Origin of the sequence: Streptomyces smaragdinus (assembly GCF_009604385.1) — a bacterium.
GTDB classification, from domain to species: Bacteria; Actinomycetota; Actinomycetes; order Streptomycetales; family Streptomycetaceae; genus Streptomyces; species Streptomyces smaragdinus.
The window spans coordinates 353,510-372,256 of sequence record NZ_WEGJ01000004.1 but is presented as its reverse complement, the minus strand read 5'-3'; the positions used below and the strand labels follow the sequence as shown (position 1 = coordinate 372,256).

Sequence of the window (18,747 nt, the reverse complement as noted above, 5' to 3'; positions counted from 1 at the left end):
CGCTTATGAACACCACGGTCAGCTGCGAGCTGCACCTGCGCCTCGTTGTGTCGAGCGAGTCCTCTTTGCCCGTCCCGGCGGGCCTGCGGTACGACACGGCGGATCCCTACGCCGTACACGCCACCTTCCACACCGGAGCCGAGGAAACGGTCGAATGGGTGTTCGCCCGCGACCTCCTCGCCGAGGGCCTGCACCGGCCCACCGGCACCGGCGACGTCCGAGTCTGGCCGTCCCGCAGCCACGGTCAGGGCGTGGTGTGCATCGCCCTGAGCTCTCCGGAGGGCGAGGCCCTGCTGGAGGCGCCCGCGCGGGCGCTGGAGTCGTTCCTGAAACGGACCGACGCCGCCGTCCCGCCCGGCACCGAACACCGTCACTTCGACCTCGACACAGAGCTCTCCCACATCCTCGCGGAGAGCTGACGAGACGCCCGACGCCGTCCGACTCGGGGAGACGGCGCGGGACGGAACGTACAACTGACCACACAACCGGATACGAGCACGGCACCGTGGCCGCGGGACACCGCGACGGCGGTGCCGTGCCGCGTTCCCCGTGCGGCGCGCCGGCCCGTACGGACCCGGAACCCGGCCCGGACACCCCGCCGGGAACCTGGGTACAGTCGACTCCCCGGTCAGGTTTTCGACGTGGGGAATCCCGTGCTGATCAATCACGACACCCGGTGCGCGCTCGACGCCGTCGTGGGACTGCTGAACACCGCGGGCACCGGGGCGGGGGACGAGGGGCTGCCCGACGCCGCCGCGCTGCGGCGGTTCGTCACCGCGCACGGCATCAGCGGTGTCGGCGCGCTCGGCGAGGGCGACGTCGCCGAGGTGCACGCGGTGCGGGACCGGTTCGCGCGGGTCTTCGCGGCCCCCGACGCCCGGTCCGCCGCCCGGCTGCTGAACGACCTCGTGGCGGGCGCGGGGACCACGCCCCGGCTGACCGACCACGACGGCTACGACTGGCACATCCACTACTTCGCCCCCGGCGCCTCCCTGGGCCGCCATCTGGCCGCCGACTGCGGGATGGCGCTGGCCTTCCTGGTCGTCGCGGGGGAGCAGGAGCGGCTGCGCAGGTGCGAGGCGCCGGACTGCGGGCGGGCCTTCGTCGACCTGTCCCGCAACCGTTCGCGCCGCTACTGCTCCAGCCGTACGTGCGGCAACCGGCTGCACGTCGCCGCGTACCGGGCCCGGCGGCGCGAGGCCGGCGTCAACGCGGACTGAGCCGCGCGGATTCGCCACCCCTTCGCGCCAGGTGCCGATGGATGAACAGCCCCTTGAATCCTCGCGTGTTGCCCCCGCGGCGCAGGGCCGTGCGTCATCATCGGTGCCGCCATGGCGCACATCACCGAGGACTCCGTCCCGCCCCCAGACACGCCTGCCGCGCCCTCCGAGGCCCGCGGCTGCCTCTTCGCCCTCTCCCAGCCCCCGCTGATGCTGTTCCTCACGGTGGTGGGCGGGCTCATCGCGCTCACCGGGGCGCACGACCTCATCCCGTGGTGACCCGGTACCGGCGCGGATGGTCCCTGCGGAGGAGCGCGTCCCCGACATCTCCCTGAGTACGGCCGCCGGGCATGGCCGAGCGGGGGTCCGGCGGTGCACGATGGAGGCATGTTCACCACCACCGTCTGTGCCGCTCTGTCCGCGGCCGGTCTGGCCGTCGCGCTGCTCACGGCGTACCGGCGCCGCTTCCGGCGGGCCACGAAGATCGCCGCCGTGTCGCTGCTGCCCGTCGGTCTGGCCATGGCCGGGCTGGTGACGATGGGCCGCAAGGTCGGGACGGCGGTCGGCGAATGGGCCGCCGACCTCGTCCTCAAGCCCACCGTCTGGGCGGGCTTCGCCGTGCTCGCCCTGTCGGTGGTCCTCTATCTGGCCTCGAGGATCGGCGCCGGCAGGGCTCCCGACCGGGCCGGGCGCAAGGCCGCCCGGCGCGCCGCGCAGCCGGGTCCCAAGGCCGCCGCGCCCGCCCTGGAGCCGACCCGCGCCCCGGCGCGCCGGGCGGAGCCGGCGGGCGAGGACTTCAGCGACATCGAGGCCATCCTCAAGAAGCACGGCATCTGAGCACCGGGGTCAGGCGAGCAGCCCGTCCACGATCTCCTCGATCCGCTCCCGCAGACCCTCCTGGCTCTTCCCGCCGTCCAGCCGCGTGCCGGCGATCTCGTACGTCGGCGTGCCCGTGACGCCGATCGCCTTGCCCTCCGCCACATCCGCGTCGACGGCCAGGAAGTGGCGGCCGTCGACCAGCGCCGTCTCCAGCTCGCCGGCGTCCAGTCCCAGCTCACGGGCCACGTCGGTGAGCAGCCGCTCGCCCCGCGCGTCGAACTCGGCGACCCGGGCCAGCACCGCCTCGGTGTACGGCCAGCCCCGGCCCTGCTCCGCGGCCTCCTCCGCCGCCTGGGCGGCCGCCAGGGCGTGCTTGTGCTTGTCGAGGGGGAAGTGCCGCAGCCGGATCTCCAGCCGGTCCCCGTAGCGCTCCCGCAGCGCGCGGATGTCGTCGAGCGCGGTCCGGCAGTCGGGGCACTGCAGCTCGCACCAGACGTCGAGTACGGGGGCGGGGGATGCGTCAGTCATGGGACAAGTCTCCCAGGCGGCCGGCGTGCCTCAGAGCAGGGGCTTGGCGAGGCGGAACTCGGTGGGCGTGTAGCCCAGGGATTCGTAGAGCCGCAGCGCCGGGGTGTTCCCGGCGACGACGTGCAGCCCGAGGCGGTCCAGCCCGGCCGCCAGGCACTCGCGCTCGGCGAGCAGCAGCAGCGCCCGCCCGTGGCCCCGGCCCCGGTACGGCGGGTGGACGACGACGTCGAACACCCAGCCGCCGGGCTCGTGGGGCCGCCGCAGGGCCACCCAGAGGCTGCCCACGGGCACCCCGGCGTGGTCCAGCGTGCGCAGCGCCGTGCCGGGCGTGGCGGCGCCCTGGGGCAGCTGTACGCGGACGGACCGGTCCACCGCCCGCCGCGCCGCGTCCAGGGGGGTGCCGGCGGCCGTGCGCTGCGCGACGGAGGAGGCGACGGACTCCGCCAGCCACGCCGCGTACCCGGCGCCGGTGATCGGCCGTACCGCGTACTCCGGGGCCAGCTCCGGGGGATCGGTCAGCGCCTTGGACATGGCGCGGCCCGCCTCCGTGTACCCGAGCGCCGTCGCCAGGCCCAGCGCCGCGGCGGCGGCCGCGGGGACGGTGACGCCGACCGAGCGGCAGCCCCAGCCCCGCAGCACCTCCTCCGCGGCCAGGGCGGCCACGGTGGCGCGGCCCCGGTGCCGGTCCGCCTCGTCGATGCGCAGCGCCCGGATCCGGCCCGCCCCGGGCCCGCCGCGCTCGTCCGTGCCCAGGCTCACCCGGCCGACCGGGCGGCCGTTGACGCACACGTCGTAGTCGCGGGCGCGTCCGCCGTCCGCCTCGGCCCGCTCGGGTCCCGTCGGCCGCAGTGTCGTCGTCATCCGGATTCGGCCCCCTCGTATCGGCGTCTACGGGTCGATGTCCGCGGCGGACCGCTCCTCGAAGACCCGCATCGCCTTCGAGGTGACCGGCCCCGGGGTCCCCGCCAGCGCGCGGCCGTCGAGGGTGTGGACGGCCTGCACGTCCCGCAGGGACGAGGTCAGGAAGATCTCCTCCGCCCGGTCGAGCACGTCGAACGGCAGATCCGTCTCCCGCGCCCCCGTCCACTCGACGATCACCTGGCGGGTGATGCCCGCCAGACAGCCCGAGCCGACCGGCGGCGTGTGCAGCTCGCCGTCCAGGACGACGAAGACGTTGGACCCCGTGCCCTCGCAGAGCCGGCCGCGGGTGTTGGCGAAGAGGGCCTCGGAGGCCCCGGCGGCGCGGGCGCGGGCCAGGCCGACGACGTTCTCCGCGTACGAGGTGGTCTTCAGGCCCGCGACGGCGCTGCGCTCGTTGCGCGTCCACTCCACGGTGACGGCCGCCGTGGTGTCCGGGCGGCGCCGCGCCTCGCCGAGGGCGACGACCAGCGTCGGCCCGACCTGGCCGCGGTCCGAGGCCAGCGGGGAGACGCCGCCGGTGTACGTGATCCGCAGCCGCCCCAGCGGTACGGGGTTGGCGGCGAGCACCTGCGCGCACGCCCGGCGGACCTCGTCCAGGTCCGGCTCGGGCAGGCCCAGACCCGCCGCGGAGCGGGCCAGCCGCCGCAGATGGCGCGTCAGCGCGAACGGCTGCCCGTCCGTCGCCTTCACCGTCTCGAAGACGCCGTCGCCGACCGTCAGTCCGTGGTCGAAGACGGACACCCGGGCGTCGCCCGCGTCCCGCAGTGCCCCGTCGAGCCAGATCTTCACGTGCGTGCTCCTTGGATCGGTGCGTGTTCCGTCCGCGACGCTACCGCGAGCAGCCGGGAGGCCTTCAGCTCGGTTTCCGCCCACTCGCGCTCCGGGTCCGACCCCCAGGTGATACCCGCCCCCGTGCCGAAGCGCAGCACCGGTCCGCCGGGGGAGAGGCGGTCGATCCAGAACGTACGGATGCCGACGGCGAGTTCACCGGTGCCGCGGTCGGCGTCCACCCAGCCGACGCCGCCGCAGTACGGGCCGCGGGGGGCGGTCTCCAGGGCGTCGATGATGCGCAGCGCGCTGCTCTTGGGGGCGCCGGTGACGGAGCCGGGCGGGAAGGCGGCGCCGAACAGCTCCGGCCAGCCGGCCCCGGGCGCGAGTTCGCCGCGTACCGTCGAGACGAGATGCACCAGCCCGGGGTGGTGCTCCAGCGCGCACAGCTCCGGGACGGTCACGGAGCCGGTGGCGCAGACGCGGCCGAGGTCGTTGCGGACCAGGTCGACGATCATCACGTTCTCGGCGTGGTCCTTCTCCAGCAGATCCCCGGGCGTACGCCCGGTGCCCTTGATCGGGCCGGACTCCACGGTCCGCCCGGTGCGCCGCAGGAACAGCTCCGGCGAGGCGCTCGCCACCTCGGCGCCGTGCGCGGGGAGCCGGACGATGCCCCCGTACGGGGCGGGGTTGCCGCGGGCGAGGAGCGCGCCGAGGGCGTCCACGTCGCTCGCGGCGGGGTCGGGCAGCGGAGCGGTCAGGACCCGGCACAGGTTCGCCTGGTAGACCTCGCCGGCGGCTATGTGCTCGCGTATCCGCCGCACCCCCGCCGTGTACGCCGCGTGGTCCAGGGACGACGTCCAGTCCCCGGGCGCGGGCCCGCGCCAGCGTCCGGCGGGCCGCTCCTTCGCGGGGCTCTCGCGTACGTCGCCGAAGCGCGCGCACAGCACCCTGCCCTCGAAGTCGGCGACGACGGCCCACCACCCGGCGGACTCCAGGGCGGCGGGGTCGGTGGTGACGTCCCGCAGATCCGTGGCGGTCGTCCGGCCGAAACGGGCGAGTGGGGCGAGAGGGGCGAGGGCGGGCACGCCCCGAGTGTAGGACCGCCCCCCGCCGGGTGCGGAAGGTGCTGGCCAGCGGCGACCCGCCGGGCGGGGCGGGGATACGGAATTTGAGCTGGCCCCGGAATCCGCTACAGTTCATGACGTCACCGGGACGCCGCGAGGCGGACCGGACCATGACAGGCGGACGTAGCTCAGTTGGTAGAGCATCACCTTGCCAAGGTGAGGGTCGCGAGTTCGAATCTCGTCGTCCGCTCGATGGGGGAGTTCCCTGCCCCCTGCCTGGTGGAGTGGCCGAGAGGCGAGGCAACGGCCTGCAAAGCCGTCTACACGGGTTCAAATCCCGTCTCCACCTCGGACGATTAGCTCAGCGGGAGAGCGCTTCCCTGACACGGAAGAGGTCACTGGTTCAATCCCAGTATCGTCCACCGGGCCTTCGGGCCCCCGCGCGATTAGCTCAGCGGGAGAGCGCTTCCCTGACACGGAAGAGGTCACTGGTTCAATCCCAGTATCGCGCACGCGTCACCGCGTTTCCGCACGGACGATTAGCTCAGCGGGAGAGCGCTTCCCTGACACGGAAGAGGTCACTGGTTCAATCCCAGTATCGTCCACATCGAGCCGAGGGCCGGCACTCCGATCGGAGTGCCGGCCCTCGCGCGTACCCGGGACCGCTCAGGACGAGAACAGCATCCGGGCGAAGCCCTTGTTGCGGTGCCCGTAGCCGTAGTGGCCGCCGTGCTGGCCGCCCCAGGCGGGCGCCTGCGGCGGGTAGGGCTGCGCCGGCGGGGCCGGCGGCGGCGCCTGCTGCCACTGGGATTCCATCCGCGTGATCGACTCCAGCTCGCCGTAGTCGAGGAAGATTCCCCGGCAGCCGCTGCACTGCTCGATCTGTACGCCACTGCGGTTGTACGTCTGCATGGGCGCACCGCACTTGGGACACTGCATGGGTCGTCTCAACTCCTCGGACGGCCGTGGTTGACCGCCCCAGCGTACGTCTACTCGTCCCCGCCCGGAGGGGCCGGGGCGCAAACCATCCGCGCGCACGCCTCCACCAGCCCGAGGTCCACGTCGTCGGGGGGACGTCCCTCCTCGTGCGCGCGGACGAGGGACAGGGCGGCCAGCTGGACCGTCAGCGCGCGGGCGGGGACGTCCAGCCGGGCGGGCCACAGACCGTCGGCGGGGGTACCGGCAGCCGGTCCGCCGGCGTCGCGGTAGGCGGTCAGCAGGGTGGCCCACTCCTCGGGCAGCAGCAGGCCGGTGGCGTAGCAGGCGGCGGGGCGGGCCAGGTCCCAGGCCGGGTCGCCGGCGCCGAGGTCGTCTATGTCGATCAGCAGCCACGGCCCGCCGGGCAGCGGATGCCGGACGAGCTGGCCCAGATGCAGGTCCCCGTGGCACAGGGCGCCCGGCCCGGTGTACGGCGCCTCCCCGCGCGTCCAGGCCGGCAGCGGCGCCCAGGCGCGCAGCACGGCGTCCGCCTCGTTCCCGTCCGCCTTGTCCTCGTACGTCCCGAGGGCGCGCAGCCGGCCGACGGCCCGCGCGGCCTTGGCGGGGCCGCGCATCGCCGGGACGGGGCCCGGGAGGGTGTCGAGGGGGACCCGGTGGAGGCGGGCCAGCAGCCGGCCGGCCGCCGCCCAGGGGGCGTCGTCGGGGACCGGTGACACAGGGCCGCCCTCGGGCCAGCGGGTCACCGGGCGGTCGTCCAGGGCGGTGCGGGGGCCGGGAAGGGGGGCCAGGAGGATGCCGGCGAGCGCGGGGTGGGCGGCGATCCGCAGCCGTACGGCCAGCTCGGCGGGATCGGTCCGCGGGGCGTGCGCCTTGAGGACCACGCCGCCGCCGGCGATCACCGTGGCGTCGGGACGGTCGGCGAGCACCCGGTGGGGGTGACCGGGTCGCAGGTCCGCGAGGCGCTGGCTGAGGCTGGGCTGCACGCCTCGATGGTACGTGCGCCCCAGGCCGTCACAGGGGGCCCTGGCAGCCCTGCGCCGCGGCGATGCCCAGGGCCACCAGGAGGGTGACGATCACGAAGACGATCAGGCGCTGGCGGAGCATCCGGTCGCGTGCCGGGCGCCGGGGGGCCGGACGGCGGCCGCCGGGCCGGCGGGGGGCGGGGGTGCGGCCGCCCGTCGGGCGGGACGCGGGGGCGGGGCGTTTGGGGGCGCGCTGGGGGCGGGCCGTCGCGCCGGGGCTCTTGGCGCCCTGGGCCTTCTGGGCTCCGTGGGGCCTCTGGGCTCCCTGGGCTCCCTGGGCTTTCTGCGCGCCGGACGCCGGGTCCGGGCCCGTCCGTTCGTGTCCGGTGCCGGCCGGCGGGGGCATCGACTCCGTGCGGGGCTCGGCCGTGCGGGGCGCGGGCGCGGTGGGGGCCGTGGCGCCGCGGGCCTCGCGGACCGCGATCTCCTTCAGGCGCAGCGACAGCTGCAGGGTCGTCGGCCGGTCCGCGGGGGACTTGGCGAGGCAGGCCTGGATCAGCGGCGCCAGCGCGTCCGGCGTACCACGCAGCTGCGGGTCCTCGTGCACCACCCGGTACAGCATGACCTCGGAACTGCCCTGCCCGAAGGGGGAGTCACCCGTCGCCGCGTACGCCAGCGTCGCCCCCAGCGAGAACACGTCGCTCGCCGGGGTCACCGCCACCCCGCGCACCTGCTCGGGCGCGAGGAACCCGGGCGAACCCACCGCCGTACCGACGTGCGTGAGCGTGCTCGCCCCCGTCGCCCAGGCGATGCCGAAGTCGATGATCCGGGGGCCCTTGGGGGACAGCAGGATGTTCGACGGCTTCAGGTCCCGGTGCACCACACCGGCCTCGTGCACCGCGACCAGCCCCTCCGCCAGCGCGGCGCCGATCGCCGCCACCCGGGCCGCCGGCAGCGGGCCGTCCTCGCCCACCTTGTCGTGCAGCGAGGGCCCGGGGACGTACTGCGTGGCGAACCACGGCCGCTCGTTGTCGAGATCGGCCGCCACCAGCCGCGCCGTACAACCGCCGCGGATCCGCCGCGCGGCGGACACCTCGCGGGCGAAGCGGGAACGGAACTCCTGGTCCTCCGCCAGATCCGGGCGGATGACCTTCAGCGCCACCCGCTGGCCGCGGCGGTCCGAACCCAGATACACCACGCCCATGCCGCCCGCGCCGAGCCGCCGGTGAATGCGGAACGAGCCGACGACCCGCGGATCCTCGCGCCGGAGCCGCATCATCGCCATCGATCATCCCCGCTGCGGTGTGTGTGCTGCCCGATGCCGTGCCGCCCGTGCTCGCGCGGTGCCGTGCGGCCTGTCCCGGACAGCTTAGAGCCTGGGCGCGAAACACCGGTGGCTCCCACGCCCGTTCGGGTCCTCCGAGCGCCGGATTGTCGGTGCCGGGTGGGACCATGGAGGTACGGGAAGACGGTGGTCGGTGGGCCGGTGGGGTCCGGTGAACCGCCGTCTCGGACAGGGGGATTGCCGCTGTGAAAGGCGATCGTGTCGAGATAGTCGTGGACGCGGGTGACTCCACCCGCACGTACCTCGTCGTGGCCTCCCGGGCGGGCCGCCGCGTCGAGACGTCCGTCAAACGTGGCGTGGTGGAGGTGAGCGAGGTCACGCGCAACGGGACCGTGGTCCGCACGGCCCGGTTCATGGCGGCGCGGGTGCTCGCGCTGGTGGAGCATCCGGTGCCGCGTACCGACGAGTCGGAGCGTCCCCTGGGGGAAGACCCGGGGACCTAGGACCCCCTCTCCACCCTGGGGAGTAGCCGAGGTGACGCCGCGTCATCCTCGGGGAGGCCCGGGAAGCGGTACGCGGGCATGACGACCCGCGGGCCTCCCGCGCCTAGATTTGAAGTCAAGCGGCGGGCGCAGCACTCGTCCCCCGAGGTCAAACGCCCGCCGCCCCAAGACATCAGGAGGACGGACCATGCCGGCGCAGATCTTCGGACGCGGTACGGCGCCCGGGCGGCGGCATCCGGTGGTGGCGCTCGCCATGGTCCTTCCTCTCGCGGCCCTCCTCACCGTCGCCTTCGGCGGGTGGGAGGCGGTCGCCCTCAATGCGTCGTCCGTGGCCGGGATGATGGGGCTTTGAGCGTGTAGCTCGGAGTGCCTGTCTTGATGATCCGGGAGAGCGGCCCGGGTCGGGGACAGCCGGCTCAGCCCCGTGGGGACGGGGGTGCGGCGGACGGACGCGTGGCCCGGGGATCTGGGGAGATCCCCGGGCCTGACGCGTCTCCTCCGGGGGGCGGTGCCCCCCGGCCCTTCGGGCCGGCGCCGGGAGCCCTTTGCCTCCGGCGCCGGCGGGGCTGGATTCGGCTGTTTCGCGCTCTCGGCCTGCGGCCGGGCTTTGACGGCGCTGCGCGCCTTGGCCGCGGAGGCTCGGCCGGGCTTTTCGGCGCTGCGCGCCTTGCCCTCAAACGCCGGGCGGGCTGGATAGGGGTCTTGTTCGCGTCGTCGGGTCGCCGCTGGGCGGGGGGTGCGCCGCCGTCACGGTGGGTCGGGGCCGCCCGACACACCTGCGCGCGTACTGCCGCGTCGTGGTCGGGTTGGGTGCGTTTCCCGTACGCGCGCAGGCGTGTCGGACGTCCCCTTGCCCGCGTCGGCGGCCGGCGGTTTCTCCGTAGTCGGCCTGGGGTCACCCTGCTGTCCGGTCACGGGTGGCTTTGCGGGTGGGACATTCCCCGCGCCGGAGGCGCGGCAGGCCGACGGCCCCCGGCCCACCAAGAGCACAACGCCCGCCCCGCCGGAGGCGAGCCGCCGCCGAGGGCGAGACGGACACCGCGGAGCCCCCCGCAGGGGTCACGCGTCGTAGACGTCCGCCTTGCGCGGCTCCGCGCCCTGGACCGCCCCGCTGAGGAACCGGGACCTGTCGCCGAAGGCGGAGGTGTCGACGCCGTGCTCGGCCAGCACCCGCAACGCCGCCGTATGAACCACCCGAAGCACCGGCGTAGCCGCCCGCAAGGCGTCATCGGCCATGAACCGGTGACGCCACGGCGGATCCGCCCACACATGCCGCAGCCCGAACGGCTCGGGCAGGGACAGCTTCCCGCCCGCCCACTCCAGGAACCCCGGCAGCCGGTGGAACGGCGCCCGTACCGCCAGCCGCACGACCTCCCGGGCCGGGACGACCGGCAGCGGCACCGACTTGGTCTCCCAGAACTTGAAGCTCTTGGGGACGTCCTTGGACGGCGCCGACGGCTTCGAGGTGAACAGCGGATGCACCGGCCCCAGCGCGTGCCCCGTGACCTCGATCCGCAGCGTCTGGTGCAGCACCGTCACCGTCACCAGCAGCGTGATGATCAGCTGCCCGTCCCACAGGACGAACTGCACCCCGAGATAGTGCCGGTTGCCGCTGCCGAACTGCTGGTCGTTGCAGATCCGCTGGACCTCGAAGTCCTTGATGCTGAACCCGTCCGTCTCCGTGCCGGACGGCCGCGAGACCTCCCCGGCCTTCTCGCCCACCGGGGACACCACCCAGTGGCGTATCGACGGCGCGGGGAAGCCCCCGGTGTGGACGGGCTTGCGCTCCAGGAGGCGGAGCTGGTCGTGGATCGCCCGGATGACGTCCCAGCTGCGGAACGGGTTGATGTCCGTCCCCGCCTCCAGCGGGACGAGGTCCTCGGCGAGCTGCCAGCTGCCCCAGCGGGTGCCCATGCCCAGTATCCCCTTGGGGCCCGCGTAGAAGACGACGTTGCTCTGCTGCTCCGCGGACAGCTTCGCCAGGCTCATCCGCAGCGCCTCCGCGGCCGTCTCCCCGGGCGTGCGCGGCACCGCCTCCGGCACCTTCGCGGCGACGCCGCCGCCGCTGAGCAGACCGGCCCAGCGCGACCGCAGGTCCTTCGCGGTCCGCTCACAGATCTGCTTGGCCCACAGCCAGCCCACCACCGGTGCGATGACCATCGCGCGGGCGTAGACGCCCGCCAGCCCGTTCAGCGGCATCCTGATGAAGACCAGCAGCGCCAGGATGCCGATCGCCGCGAGCGCCGCCATGCCGTACGCGTTGACCTTCTTGTCCTGCGCGCCGGCGAAGATCCGGCGCAGCCAGAATGCGCCGAGCCAGAGCAGCAGGCCGGGCAGGAACGCCAGGCCGAACACCAGCATGATCACGGTGAGCTGGTTGTCGCGGGCACGGCGGATACCGGACGCCGACAGACAGTGCTCGACGACCGTCTGCGGCTCCATCCCGAAGGACTGGACGAGCTGTTTGCGCTTGCCGCCCAGCATCCGCAGCTGGACGGCGCGCGCGAACGCCTCGCCGAGGTTCACCTCGAAGAGCTTGAGCTTCCCCGGTTTGACCGTGGACTTGTGCCACTCGTTGTCGGCCTCGAGGATCTTGGCCACATTGCAGTCGCCGATCTTGTCGTCCTCGCCGCGGTTGCCGTCGCGGTAGGCGGCGGAGGCGAGCGCGTTGGTGGCGGCGGTCTGTCCGGCGCCGCCGGCGACCGGAATCTCCGCCCCGGGCCGCAGATCCAGCCCGCCCTCCTGCTGGAAGGGATCCCTCGACCTCGCCACACTGACCCCCACACGCGAAAGAAACGTTGGTGCGGCCATTCCCAACTACGGCCCCCCGCACACCTGTCGCCCAGGTTAGCGCCGGTCAGCCGCCCTCTTCCTGCTGTTCCCGGATCTTGGCCGCGACCTGTGGGGGCATCGGCTCGTGTCGTACGTACGAACGGCTGAAGCGTCCGGTGCCGTGGGACAGCGAGCGCAGGTCCACCGCGTACCGGCCGATCTCGATCTCCGGCACCTCGGCCCGTACGAGAGTGCGGGCGCCGGCCGCCTGCTCCGTGCCCACCACCCGGCCGCGGCGGCCGGACAGATCGCTCATCACGGGGCCGACGTACTCGTCGCCCACCAGGACCCGCAGCTCGGCGACCGGTTCCAGGAGATGGATCCTCACCTGGGCGGCGGCCTCCCGCACGGCGAGCGCGCCCGCCGTCTGGAACGCGGCGTCGGAGGAGTCGACGGAGTGCGCCTTGCCGTCGGTGAGGGTGATCCGCACGTCGACCAGCGGGTAGCCGGTGGCCACTCCCCGGGCCGCCTGGGCGCGGGCGCCCTTCTCCACCGAGGGGATGAACTGGCGCGGGACCGAACCGCCGACCACCTTGTCGACGAACTCGATGCCCGACCCGCCCGGCAGCGGCTCCACCTCGATCTCACAGATGGCGTACTGCCCGTGTCCGCCGGACTGCTTGACGTGCCGGCCGCGGGCCGAGGCCCTGGCCCCGAACGTCTCGCGCAGGGACACCTTGTGCGCCACCGCGTCCACCGCGACGCCGTAGCGGGCGCGCAGCCGCTCCAGCGCCACGTCCACGTGCGCCTCGCCCAGACACCACAGCACCACCTGGCCGGTGTCCTGATTCTGCTCCAGCCGCATCGTCGGGTCCTCGGCGACCAGCCGGGACAGGCCCTGGGAGAGCTTGTCCTCGTCCTGTTTGCTGTGCGCCTGGATGGCCACCGGCAGCAGCGGGTCCGGCATCACCCACGGCTCCATCAGCAGCGGCTCGTCCTTCGCCGAGATGGTGTCGCCGGTCTCCGCGCGGGTCAGCTTCGCCACGCAGGCGATGTCACCGGCGACGGCCCGGGTGAGCGGGCGCTGCTGTTTGCCGAACGGCGAGGAGAGGGCGCCGATCCGCTCGTCGACGTCGTGGTCCTCGTGTCCCCGGTCCTCCATGCCGTGGCCGGAGACGTGCACGGTGGCGTCGGTGCGCAGGGTGCCGGAGAAGACCCGTACCAGCGACAGCCGGCCGACGTACGCGTCGGAGGACGTCTTGACGACCTCGGCGGCCAGCGGGCCCTCCGGATCGCAGGCCAGCGGCGGGCGCGGGTCGCCGTGCGGCGTCGTCACCGCCGGGACCTCCCGCTCCGCGGGCGTCGGGAAGCCGCCGGTGATCAGCTCCAGCAGCTCGATCGTCCCCAGGCCCTGCGTGCCGCCCTCGGGCGCCGCCGCGGCGGCCAGCACCGGGTGGAAGGAGCCGCGGGCCACGGCCGTCTCCAGATCCTCCACCAGCGTCTTGACGTCGATCTCCTCGCCGCCGAGATAGCGGTCCATGAGGGTCTCGTCCTCGCTCTCGGCGATGATCCCCTCGATCAGCCGGTCCCGGGCCCGCTGGATCAGCGGCAGATGTGCGGCGTCCGGCGGCCGCTCCACCCGCACGCCGGAGGTGTAGTCGTGGATCTGCCGGGACAGCAGCCCGATCAGTCCGGCGACCGGGGCCTGTCCGTCCGGCCCCTCCTCGCCGTGCAGGGGCAGGTACAGCGGGAGCACGGCGTCGGGGTCGTCGCCGCCGAAGACCCGCCGGCACACCGCCGTCATCTCGTCGAAGTCCGCCCGCGCCGCGTCCAGATGCGTGACGACGATGGCGCGCGGCATGCCGACCGCCGCGCACTCCTCCCACACCATCCGGGTGGCGCCGTCCACGCCGTCCGCCGCCGAGACGACGAAGAGGGCCGCGTCCGCCGCGCGCAGACCGGCTCTGAGCTCGCCCACGAAGTCGGCGTAGCCGGGGGTGTCCAGTACGTTGATCTTGATGCCGTTGAACTCCACCGGCACGAGGGACAGCTGTACGGAACGCTGCTGCCGGTGTTCGATCTCGTCGTAGTCGGAGAGGCAGCCGCCGTCTTCCACCCGGCCGGCCCGGGTCACGGCTCCCGACGCCAGCGCCAGCGCTTCCACCAGCGTGGTCTTCCCGGATCCGCTATGGCCGACCAGCACCACGTTCCGGATGGAGGAGGGCTGGGCGGCCGTGGCTGCCCTGCCGGCGGCTCCGGGGTGTGCACTCGATTTGTCACCCATGTGTAGTCCCGCCTTCCGAGGCTCGAAACCTTCGGTGCATCGAGCTTTCCACCGTGGTCACGATGCGTCCATACGTCACACAAGGGACGATGCGCCGGGGTCCACCGGCACGCGCCCGTGGCGCCGTGGCTACGATGGGCGGGCCCATCGGCCCCGGCTGCGTTTTTCTCTGACGACGTGGGCCCCAGGTCCAGCAACCATCGGGAAGGCCATGCTGAACAAGTACGCGCGTGCGTTCTTCACGCGTGTTCTCACGCCGTTCGCCGCTTTTCTCCTGCGCCGCGGGGTCAGCCCCGACGCGGTGACCCTGATCGGGACCGCCGGAGTGATGGCCGGAGCCCTGGCCTTCTACCCGCGGGGCGAGTTCTTCTGGGGCACGGTGATCATCACCCTGTTCGTCTTCTCCGACCTGGTCGACGGCAACATGGCCCGTCAGGCCGGGGTGTCCTCGCGCTGGGGTGCCTTCCTGGACTCCACCCTGGACCGGGTCGCGGACGCCGCGATCTTCGGCGGCTTCGCGCTCTGGTACGCGGGCGAGGGCGACAGCATCACGCTCTGCGCGGTGGCGATCTTCTGCCTGGCCAGCGGGCAGGTCGTGTCGTACACCAAGGCCCGCGGCGAGAGCATCGGCCTGCCCGTGAACGTCAACGGGCTCGTCGAGCGCGCCGAGCGGCTGGTGATCTCGCTGACGCTGGCCGGGTTCTCCGGGCTGCACAAGTTCGGCGTCCCGCACATCGACGTGCTCCTCCCGATCGCGCTGTGGGTGGTCGCCGTCGGCAGCCTCATCACCCTGGGGCAGCGCGTGGTCACCGTCCGGCGGGAGTCGGCCGAGGCGGACGCGGCGGCGGCCGAGGAGGCGGCGGCCGGCGCGGGGCGGGGGGAGAGCGCGTGATCAAGGACCGGCTGACGGACGCGGCGTACGGCGCCGGCTGGTCCGCGGTCAAGCTCCTGCCCGAACCGGCCGCCCGGGCGCTGGGCAACCGGATCGCGGACACCGCCTGGCGGCGCGGCGGCAAGGGCGTACGGCGGCTGCGGTCGAACCTGGCGCGGGTGCGCCCCGAGGCGTCCGCGGCGGAGCTGGCGGAGCTGACGCGGGCGGGGATGCGTTCGTACCTGCGGTACTGGATGGAGGCCTTCCGGCTGCCCGCGTACAGCAAGCAGCGGATGCGCGACGGGTTCGACCCGAAGGACGCGCACTGGCTGGAAGACGGGCTGGCGGCCGGCGGCGGGGTGATCCTCGCGCTGCCGCACATGGGGAACTGGGACATGGCCGGCGCCTGGGTGACCAGCAAGCTGGAGGTGCCGTTCACCACCGTCGCCGAGCGGCTGAAGCCCGAGAGCCTGTACGACCGGTTCGTGGCGTACCGCGAGAGCCTCGGCATGGAGGTGCTGGCCCACGAGGGCGCCGGCGCCTTCGGCGTACTGGCGCGGCGGCTGCGCGCCGGGGGCCTGGTGTGCCTGGTCGCCGACCGGGATCTGTCGGCGTCGGGCGTCGAGGTCGACTTCTTCGACGGCCGGGCCAAGATGCCGGCCGGTCCGGCGATGCTCGCCCAGCAGACGGGGGCGCTGCTGCTGCCCGTGACGCTCTGGTACGACGACTCGTCGATACTCCAGGGCCGTGTGCACCCCCCGGTCGAGGTGCCCGCCGAGGGCACCCGGGCGGAGAAGACGGCCGTCATGACGCAGCGGGTGGCCGACGTGTTCGCCGCGGCGATCGCCGATCACCCGGAGGACTGGCACATGCTGCAGCGCTTCTGGCTCGACGACCTGGAGCCCCGGTGAGGATCGGCATCGTCTGCCCGTACTCCTGGGACGTGCCGGGCGGCGTCCAGTTCCACGTCCGGGATCTCGCCCAGCACCTCATCGGCCGCGGCCACGAGGTGTCCGTGCTGGCGCCCGCCGACGAGGACACCGAGCTGCCGCCGTACGTGGTCTCCGCGGGCCGTGCGGTGCCCGTGCCGTACAACGGCTCGGTGGCCCGGATCAACTTCGGCTTCCTGTCCGCCGCCCGGGTCCGGCGCTGGGTGCACGACGGCGACTTCGACGTCCTGCACATCCACGAACCCGCGTCGCCGTCGCTGGCGCTGCTCGCCTGCTGGGCGGCGCAGGGGCCGATCGTCGGCACCTTCCACACGTCCAACCCGCGCTCGCGCGGCATGATCGCCGCGTACCCGATCCTGCAGTCCGCGCTGGAGAAGATCAGCGCGCGGATCGCGGTCAGCGAGTACGCCCGGCGCACCCTCGTGGAACATCTGGGCGGTGACGCGGTCGTCATCCCCAACGGCGTCGACGTCGGCTTCTTCGAACGCGCGCGGCCCCGGGCCGAGTGGCAGGGCGGCACCCTCGGCTTCATCGGGCGGATCGACGAACCGCGCAAGGGCCTGCCCGTACTGATTGCCGCCCTCCCGAAGATCCTGCGGGAGCTCCCGGACACCCGGCTGCTCGTCGCCGGGCGCGGGGACGAGAAGGAGGCCGTGGCGGGGCTGCCGAAGGAGATGCGCGAGCGGGTCGAGTTCCTCGGCATGGTCACCGACGAGGCCAAGGCCGAGCTGCTGAGCAGCGTCGACGTGTACGTGGCGCCGAACACCGGCGGCGAGTCCTTCGGGATCATCCTGGTCGAGGCGATGTCGGCGGGCGCGCCCGTACTGGCCAGCGATCTGGACGCGTTCGCGCAGGTGCTCGACGGGGGAGAGGCGGGGCAGCTGTTCACGAGCGAGGACGCGGACGACCTCGCCGCCAAGGCGGTGGACCTGCTGCGCGACCCCGCACGGCGCGCGGAGCTGCGGGACCGGGCGCGACGGCACGTACAGCGCTTCGACTGGTCGACGGTCGGGGCGGACATCCTGTCCGTGTACGAGACGGTCACCCAGGGCGCCGCGTCCGTCGCGGAGGACGAGCGCGCGGGCCTGTGGAGCCGGCTGGGGCTGGCGCGGGACTAGTCCCGTGTACGGGGCCCCCTCACGCAGGGGCTAGCCTCGTCGCTCGTGGACTTCCCTCTGTCACTGGTCTGGATCGCCGTCGCCCTGTTCCTGATCGGGGTCTATCTGAGCTGGACGGCCGGCCGGCTGGACCGGCTGCACACCCGGATCGACGCCTCCCGGGCCGCGCTGGACGCCCAGCTGCTGCGCCGGGCCTCCGTCACCCAGGAACTGGCCGTCAGCGGGCTGCTGGATCCCGCCGCGGCCATGGTCCTGCACCAGGCCGCGCACGCCGCCCGGCAGGCGGAGGAGGACCAGCGGGAGGTCGCCGAGAGCGAGCTCAGCCAGGCCCTGCGGGCGGTCTTCGAGGAGCCCGAGCAGATCGAGGCCCTGCGCCGGGCGCCCGGCGGCGACGAATCCGTCGGGGAGCTGGCGGAGGCCGCCCGGCGGGTCCCGATGGCCCGCCGCTTCCACAACGACGCCGTCCGGGCCGCGCGGGCGCTGCGCCGGCACCGCAAGGTGCGGCTGTTCCGGCTGGCGGGACACGCCCCGTTCCCGCTGGCCTTCGAGATGGACGACGAGCCGCCCACGGCCCTGACCGAACGCGTCGCCCGCTGACACCGCCGGGCCAGATGGCCACGGCCCTGCGATTGGCTCTTTCCCCGCGCGCGCTGCCTGCGGTTTCCTGGCCCGAGGGTCAGCCGGCCCGTGGTCGGACTTGCCCCCGAACGCGCCTACGATAGATACATCGCACCATTCGTCACACGAGTGAGGTCAACCGTGTCCAGCAACCCCTCCCAGGCCCCCGAGACCGGCACCGCCCGCGTGAAGCGCGGGATGGCCGAGCAGCTCAAGGGCGGCGTGATCATGGACGTCGTCACGCCGGAGCAGGCGAAGATCGCCGAGGACGCCGGCGCCGTCGCGGTCATGGCGCTGGAGCGGGTGCCGGCCGACATCCGCAAGGACGGCGGTGTGGCCCGGATGTCCGACCCGGACATGATCGAGGGCATCATCGAGGCCGTCTCCATCCCCGTCATGGCCAAGTCCCGCATCGGGCACTTCGTCGAGGCCCAGGTGCTGCAGTCCCTCGGCGTCGACTACATCGACGAGTCCGAGGTCCTGACCCCGGCCGACGAGGTCAACCACTCCGACAAGTGGTCCTTCACCACCCCCTTCGTCTGCGGCGCCACCAACCTGGGCGAGGCCCTGCGCCGGATCGCCGAGGGCGCGGCCATGATCCGCTCCAAGGGCGAGGCCGGCACCGGCAACGTCGTCGAGGCCGTCCGCCACCTGCGCCAGATCAAGAACGAGATCGCCCAGCTGCGCGGCCTGGACAACCACGAGCTGTACGCCGCCGCCAAGGAGCTGCGCGCCCCGTACGAGATCGTGGCCGAGGTCGCGAAGCTCGGGAAGCTCCCGGTCGTGCTCTTCTCCGCCGGTGGTGTCGCCACCCCCGCGGACGCCGCGCTGATGCGCCAGCTCGGCGCCGAGGGCGTGTTCGTCGGCTCCGGCATCTTCAAGTCCGGCGACCCGGCCAAGCGCGCCGCCGCGATCGTCAAGGCCACCACGTTCTTCGACGACCCGAAGATCATCGCGGACGCGTCGCGGAACCTGGGCGAGGCCATGGTCGGCATCAACTGCGACACGCTGCCCGAGTCCGAGCGCTACGCCAACCGCGGCTGGTAATCGCCCGCATCAGTACCCAGGACGGTCCGGACCCGGCACCCCGCGGGGCCGGGCCGTCCGCCGTCGTTCCGTACG

General features: G+C 73.5%; 20 protein-coding genes and 5 tRNA genes. 16 read left to right on the top strand and 9 right to left on the bottom strand.

Going from position 1 to position 18,747, the window contains the following annotated elements; all coding sequences use genetic code 11:
• Positions 1-5 precede the first annotated feature (5 nt).
• From SRB5_RS10385 to SRB5_RS10375, 4 genes are all read left to right on the top strand, one after another.
• Entirely contained in the window at positions 6-419 is a 414-nt protein-coding gene (locus tag SRB5_RS10385; protein ID WP_003959770.1) for an SsgA family sporulation/cell division regulator, read from the top strand.
• Between the two features lie 234 nt (positions 420-653).
• On the top strand, positions 654-1,220 hold the full coding sequence (locus SRB5_RS10380; RefSeq protein ID WP_323377658.1) for a CGNR zinc finger domain-containing protein: 567 nt from the start codon (positions 654-656) through the stop codon (positions 1,218-1,220).
• Between the two features lie 111 nt (positions 1,221-1,331).
• Positions 1,332-1,499: a hypothetical protein gene (locus SRB5_RS35850; protein WP_194292888.1), complete on the top strand. Its 168-nt coding sequence runs from the start codon at positions 1,332-1,334 to the stop codon at positions 1,497-1,499.
• Between the two features lie 108 nt (positions 1,500-1,607).
• Positions 1,608-2,057: a hypothetical protein gene (locus tag SRB5_RS10375; RefSeq protein ID WP_153451171.1), complete on the top strand. Its 450-nt coding sequence runs from the start codon at positions 1,608-1,610 to the stop codon at positions 2,055-2,057.
• Between the two features lie 9 nt (positions 2,058-2,066).
• On the opposite strand, the gene SRB5_RS10370 is transcribed toward SRB5_RS10375, so the two are convergent.
• From SRB5_RS10370 to SRB5_RS10355, 4 genes are read right to left on the bottom strand one after another with little or no spacing between them, the layout of a single operon-like run.
• Positions 2,067-2,567, bottom strand: coding sequence for a DsbA family protein (locus SRB5_RS10370; protein ID WP_153451170.1), 501 nt, complete (start codon positions 2,565-2,567; stop codon positions 2,067-2,069).
• Between the two features lie 30 nt (positions 2,568-2,597).
• Positions 2,598-3,428, bottom strand: coding sequence for a GNAT family N-acetyltransferase (locus SRB5_RS10365; RefSeq protein ID WP_153451169.1), 831 nt, complete (start codon positions 3,426-3,428; stop codon positions 2,598-2,600).
• 27 nt (positions 3,429-3,455) lie between these two features.
• Entirely contained in the window at positions 3,456-4,277 is an 822-nt protein-coding gene (locus SRB5_RS10360; RefSeq protein ID WP_323377657.1) for an aminotransferase class IV, read from the bottom strand.
• Positions 4,274-5,344: a chorismate-binding protein gene (locus tag SRB5_RS10355; RefSeq protein WP_323377656.1), complete on the bottom strand. Its 1,071-nt coding sequence runs from the start codon at positions 5,342-5,344 to the stop codon at positions 4,274-4,276. Before SRB5_RS10355 ends, SRB5_RS10360 begins: the two co-directional genes overlap by 4 nt.
• Before the next feature lie 156 nt (positions 5,345-5,500).
• Between SRB5_RS10355 and SRB5_RS10350 the strand changes: the two genes are divergently transcribed.
• The 5 genes from SRB5_RS10350 (at position 5,501) to SRB5_RS10330 (ending at position 5,928) form a co-directional block, all read left to right on the top strand.
• Positions 5,501-5,573, top strand: a tRNA-Gly gene (locus SRB5_RS10350).
• Between the two features lie 28 nt (positions 5,574-5,601).
• A tRNA-Cys gene (locus SRB5_RS10345) sits at positions 5,602-5,672 on the top strand.
• Position 5,673: 1 nt separating this feature from the next.
• Positions 5,674-5,745 (top strand) — tRNA-Val (locus SRB5_RS10340).
• An 18-nt stretch (positions 5,746-5,763) separates the two neighbouring features.
• Positions 5,764-5,835 (top strand) — tRNA-Val (locus SRB5_RS10335).
• A gap of 21 nt (positions 5,836-5,856) precedes the next feature.
• A tRNA-Val gene (locus SRB5_RS10330) sits at positions 5,857-5,928 on the top strand.
• 61 nt (positions 5,929-5,989) lie between these two features.
• On the opposite strand, the gene SRB5_RS10325 is transcribed toward SRB5_RS10330, so the two are convergent.
• The 3 genes from SRB5_RS10325 to SRB5_RS10315 are packed head-to-tail and all read right to left on the bottom strand — an operon-like array spanning position 5,990 to position 8,509.
• Positions 5,990-6,262, bottom strand: a complete 273-nt coding sequence (locus tag SRB5_RS10325) for a TFIIB-type zinc ribbon-containing protein (protein ID WP_153451168.1) — start codon at positions 6,260-6,262, stop codon at positions 5,990-5,992.
• Positions 6,263-6,312: 50 nt separating this feature from the next.
• Positions 6,313-7,245 (bottom strand): phosphotransferase family protein, encoded by a 933-nt coding sequence (locus SRB5_RS10320; protein ID WP_323377482.1) that lies wholly within the window; start codon positions 7,243-7,245, stop codon positions 6,313-6,315.
• A 28-nt stretch (positions 7,246-7,273) separates the two neighbouring features.
• Complete coding sequence (locus SRB5_RS10315; RefSeq protein WP_153451166.1) at positions 7,274-8,509, bottom strand: serine/threonine-protein kinase; 1,236 nt, start codon at positions 8,507-8,509, stop codon at positions 7,274-7,276.
• Positions 8,510-8,754: 245 nt separating this feature from the next.
• Between SRB5_RS10315 and SRB5_RS10310 the strand changes: the two genes are divergently transcribed.
• Together SRB5_RS10310 and SRB5_RS35845 are read left to right on the top strand one after the other, a co-directional pair.
• Positions 8,755-9,012: a hypothetical protein gene (locus SRB5_RS10310; RefSeq protein ID WP_323377480.1), complete on the top strand. Its 258-nt coding sequence runs from the start codon at positions 8,755-8,757 to the stop codon at positions 9,010-9,012.
• Between the two features lie 187 nt (positions 9,013-9,199).
• A complete protein-coding gene (locus SRB5_RS35845; protein WP_194292887.1) occupies positions 9,200-9,364 on the top strand; it encodes a hypothetical protein in 165 nt (54 codons plus the stop codon).
• A 707-nt stretch (positions 9,365-10,071) separates the two neighbouring features.
• Here the strand turns inward: SRB5_RS35845 and SRB5_RS10305 are convergent.
• Complete coding sequence (locus SRB5_RS10305) at positions 10,072-11,784, bottom strand: hypothetical protein (protein WP_407703897.1); 1,713 nt, start codon at positions 11,782-11,784, stop codon at positions 10,072-10,074.
• An 85-nt stretch (positions 11,785-11,869) separates the two neighbouring features.
• Positions 11,870-14,068 carry an elongation factor G-like protein EF-G2 gene (locus tag SRB5_RS10300; protein ID WP_153451165.1) on the bottom strand — a complete coding sequence of 733 codons (2,199 nt, stop codon included), beginning with the start codon at positions 14,066-14,068 and terminating at the stop codon, positions 11,870-11,872.
• A 211-nt stretch (positions 14,069-14,279) separates the two neighbouring features.
• Here SRB5_RS10300 and pgsA point away from each other — a divergent pair, with 211 nt between their 5' ends.
• From pgsA to pdxS, 5 genes are all read left to right on the top strand, one after another.
• Positions 14,280-14,960 carry a phosphatidylinositol phosphate synthase gene (pgsA, locus tag SRB5_RS10295; RefSeq protein ID WP_153451164.1) on the top strand — a complete coding sequence of 227 codons (681 nt, stop codon included), beginning with the start codon at positions 14,280-14,282 and terminating at the stop codon, positions 14,958-14,960.
• Positions 14,960-15,850, top strand: a complete 891-nt coding sequence (locus SRB5_RS10290) for a phosphatidylinositol mannoside acyltransferase (RefSeq protein WP_323377667.1) — start codon at positions 14,960-14,962, stop codon at positions 15,848-15,850. Before pgsA ends, SRB5_RS10290 begins: the two co-directional genes overlap by 1 nt.
• Complete coding sequence (locus SRB5_RS10285; protein WP_323377478.1) at positions 15,847-17,007, top strand: glycosyltransferase family 4 protein; 1,161 nt, start codon at positions 15,847-15,849, stop codon at positions 17,005-17,007. Before SRB5_RS10290 ends, SRB5_RS10285 begins: the two co-directional genes overlap by 4 nt.
• A 45-nt stretch (positions 17,008-17,052) precedes the next feature.
• Complete coding sequence (locus tag SRB5_RS10280; protein WP_323377477.1) at positions 17,053-17,604, top strand: hypothetical protein; 552 nt, start codon at positions 17,053-17,055, stop codon at positions 17,602-17,604.
• A 162-nt stretch (positions 17,605-17,766) separates the two neighbouring features.
• On the top strand, positions 17,767-18,672 hold the full coding sequence (gene pdxS, locus SRB5_RS10275; RefSeq protein WP_323377476.1) for a pyridoxal 5'-phosphate synthase lyase subunit PdxS: 906 nt from the start codon (positions 17,767-17,769) through the stop codon (positions 18,670-18,672).
• Positions 18,673-18,747 lie beyond the last annotated feature (75 nt).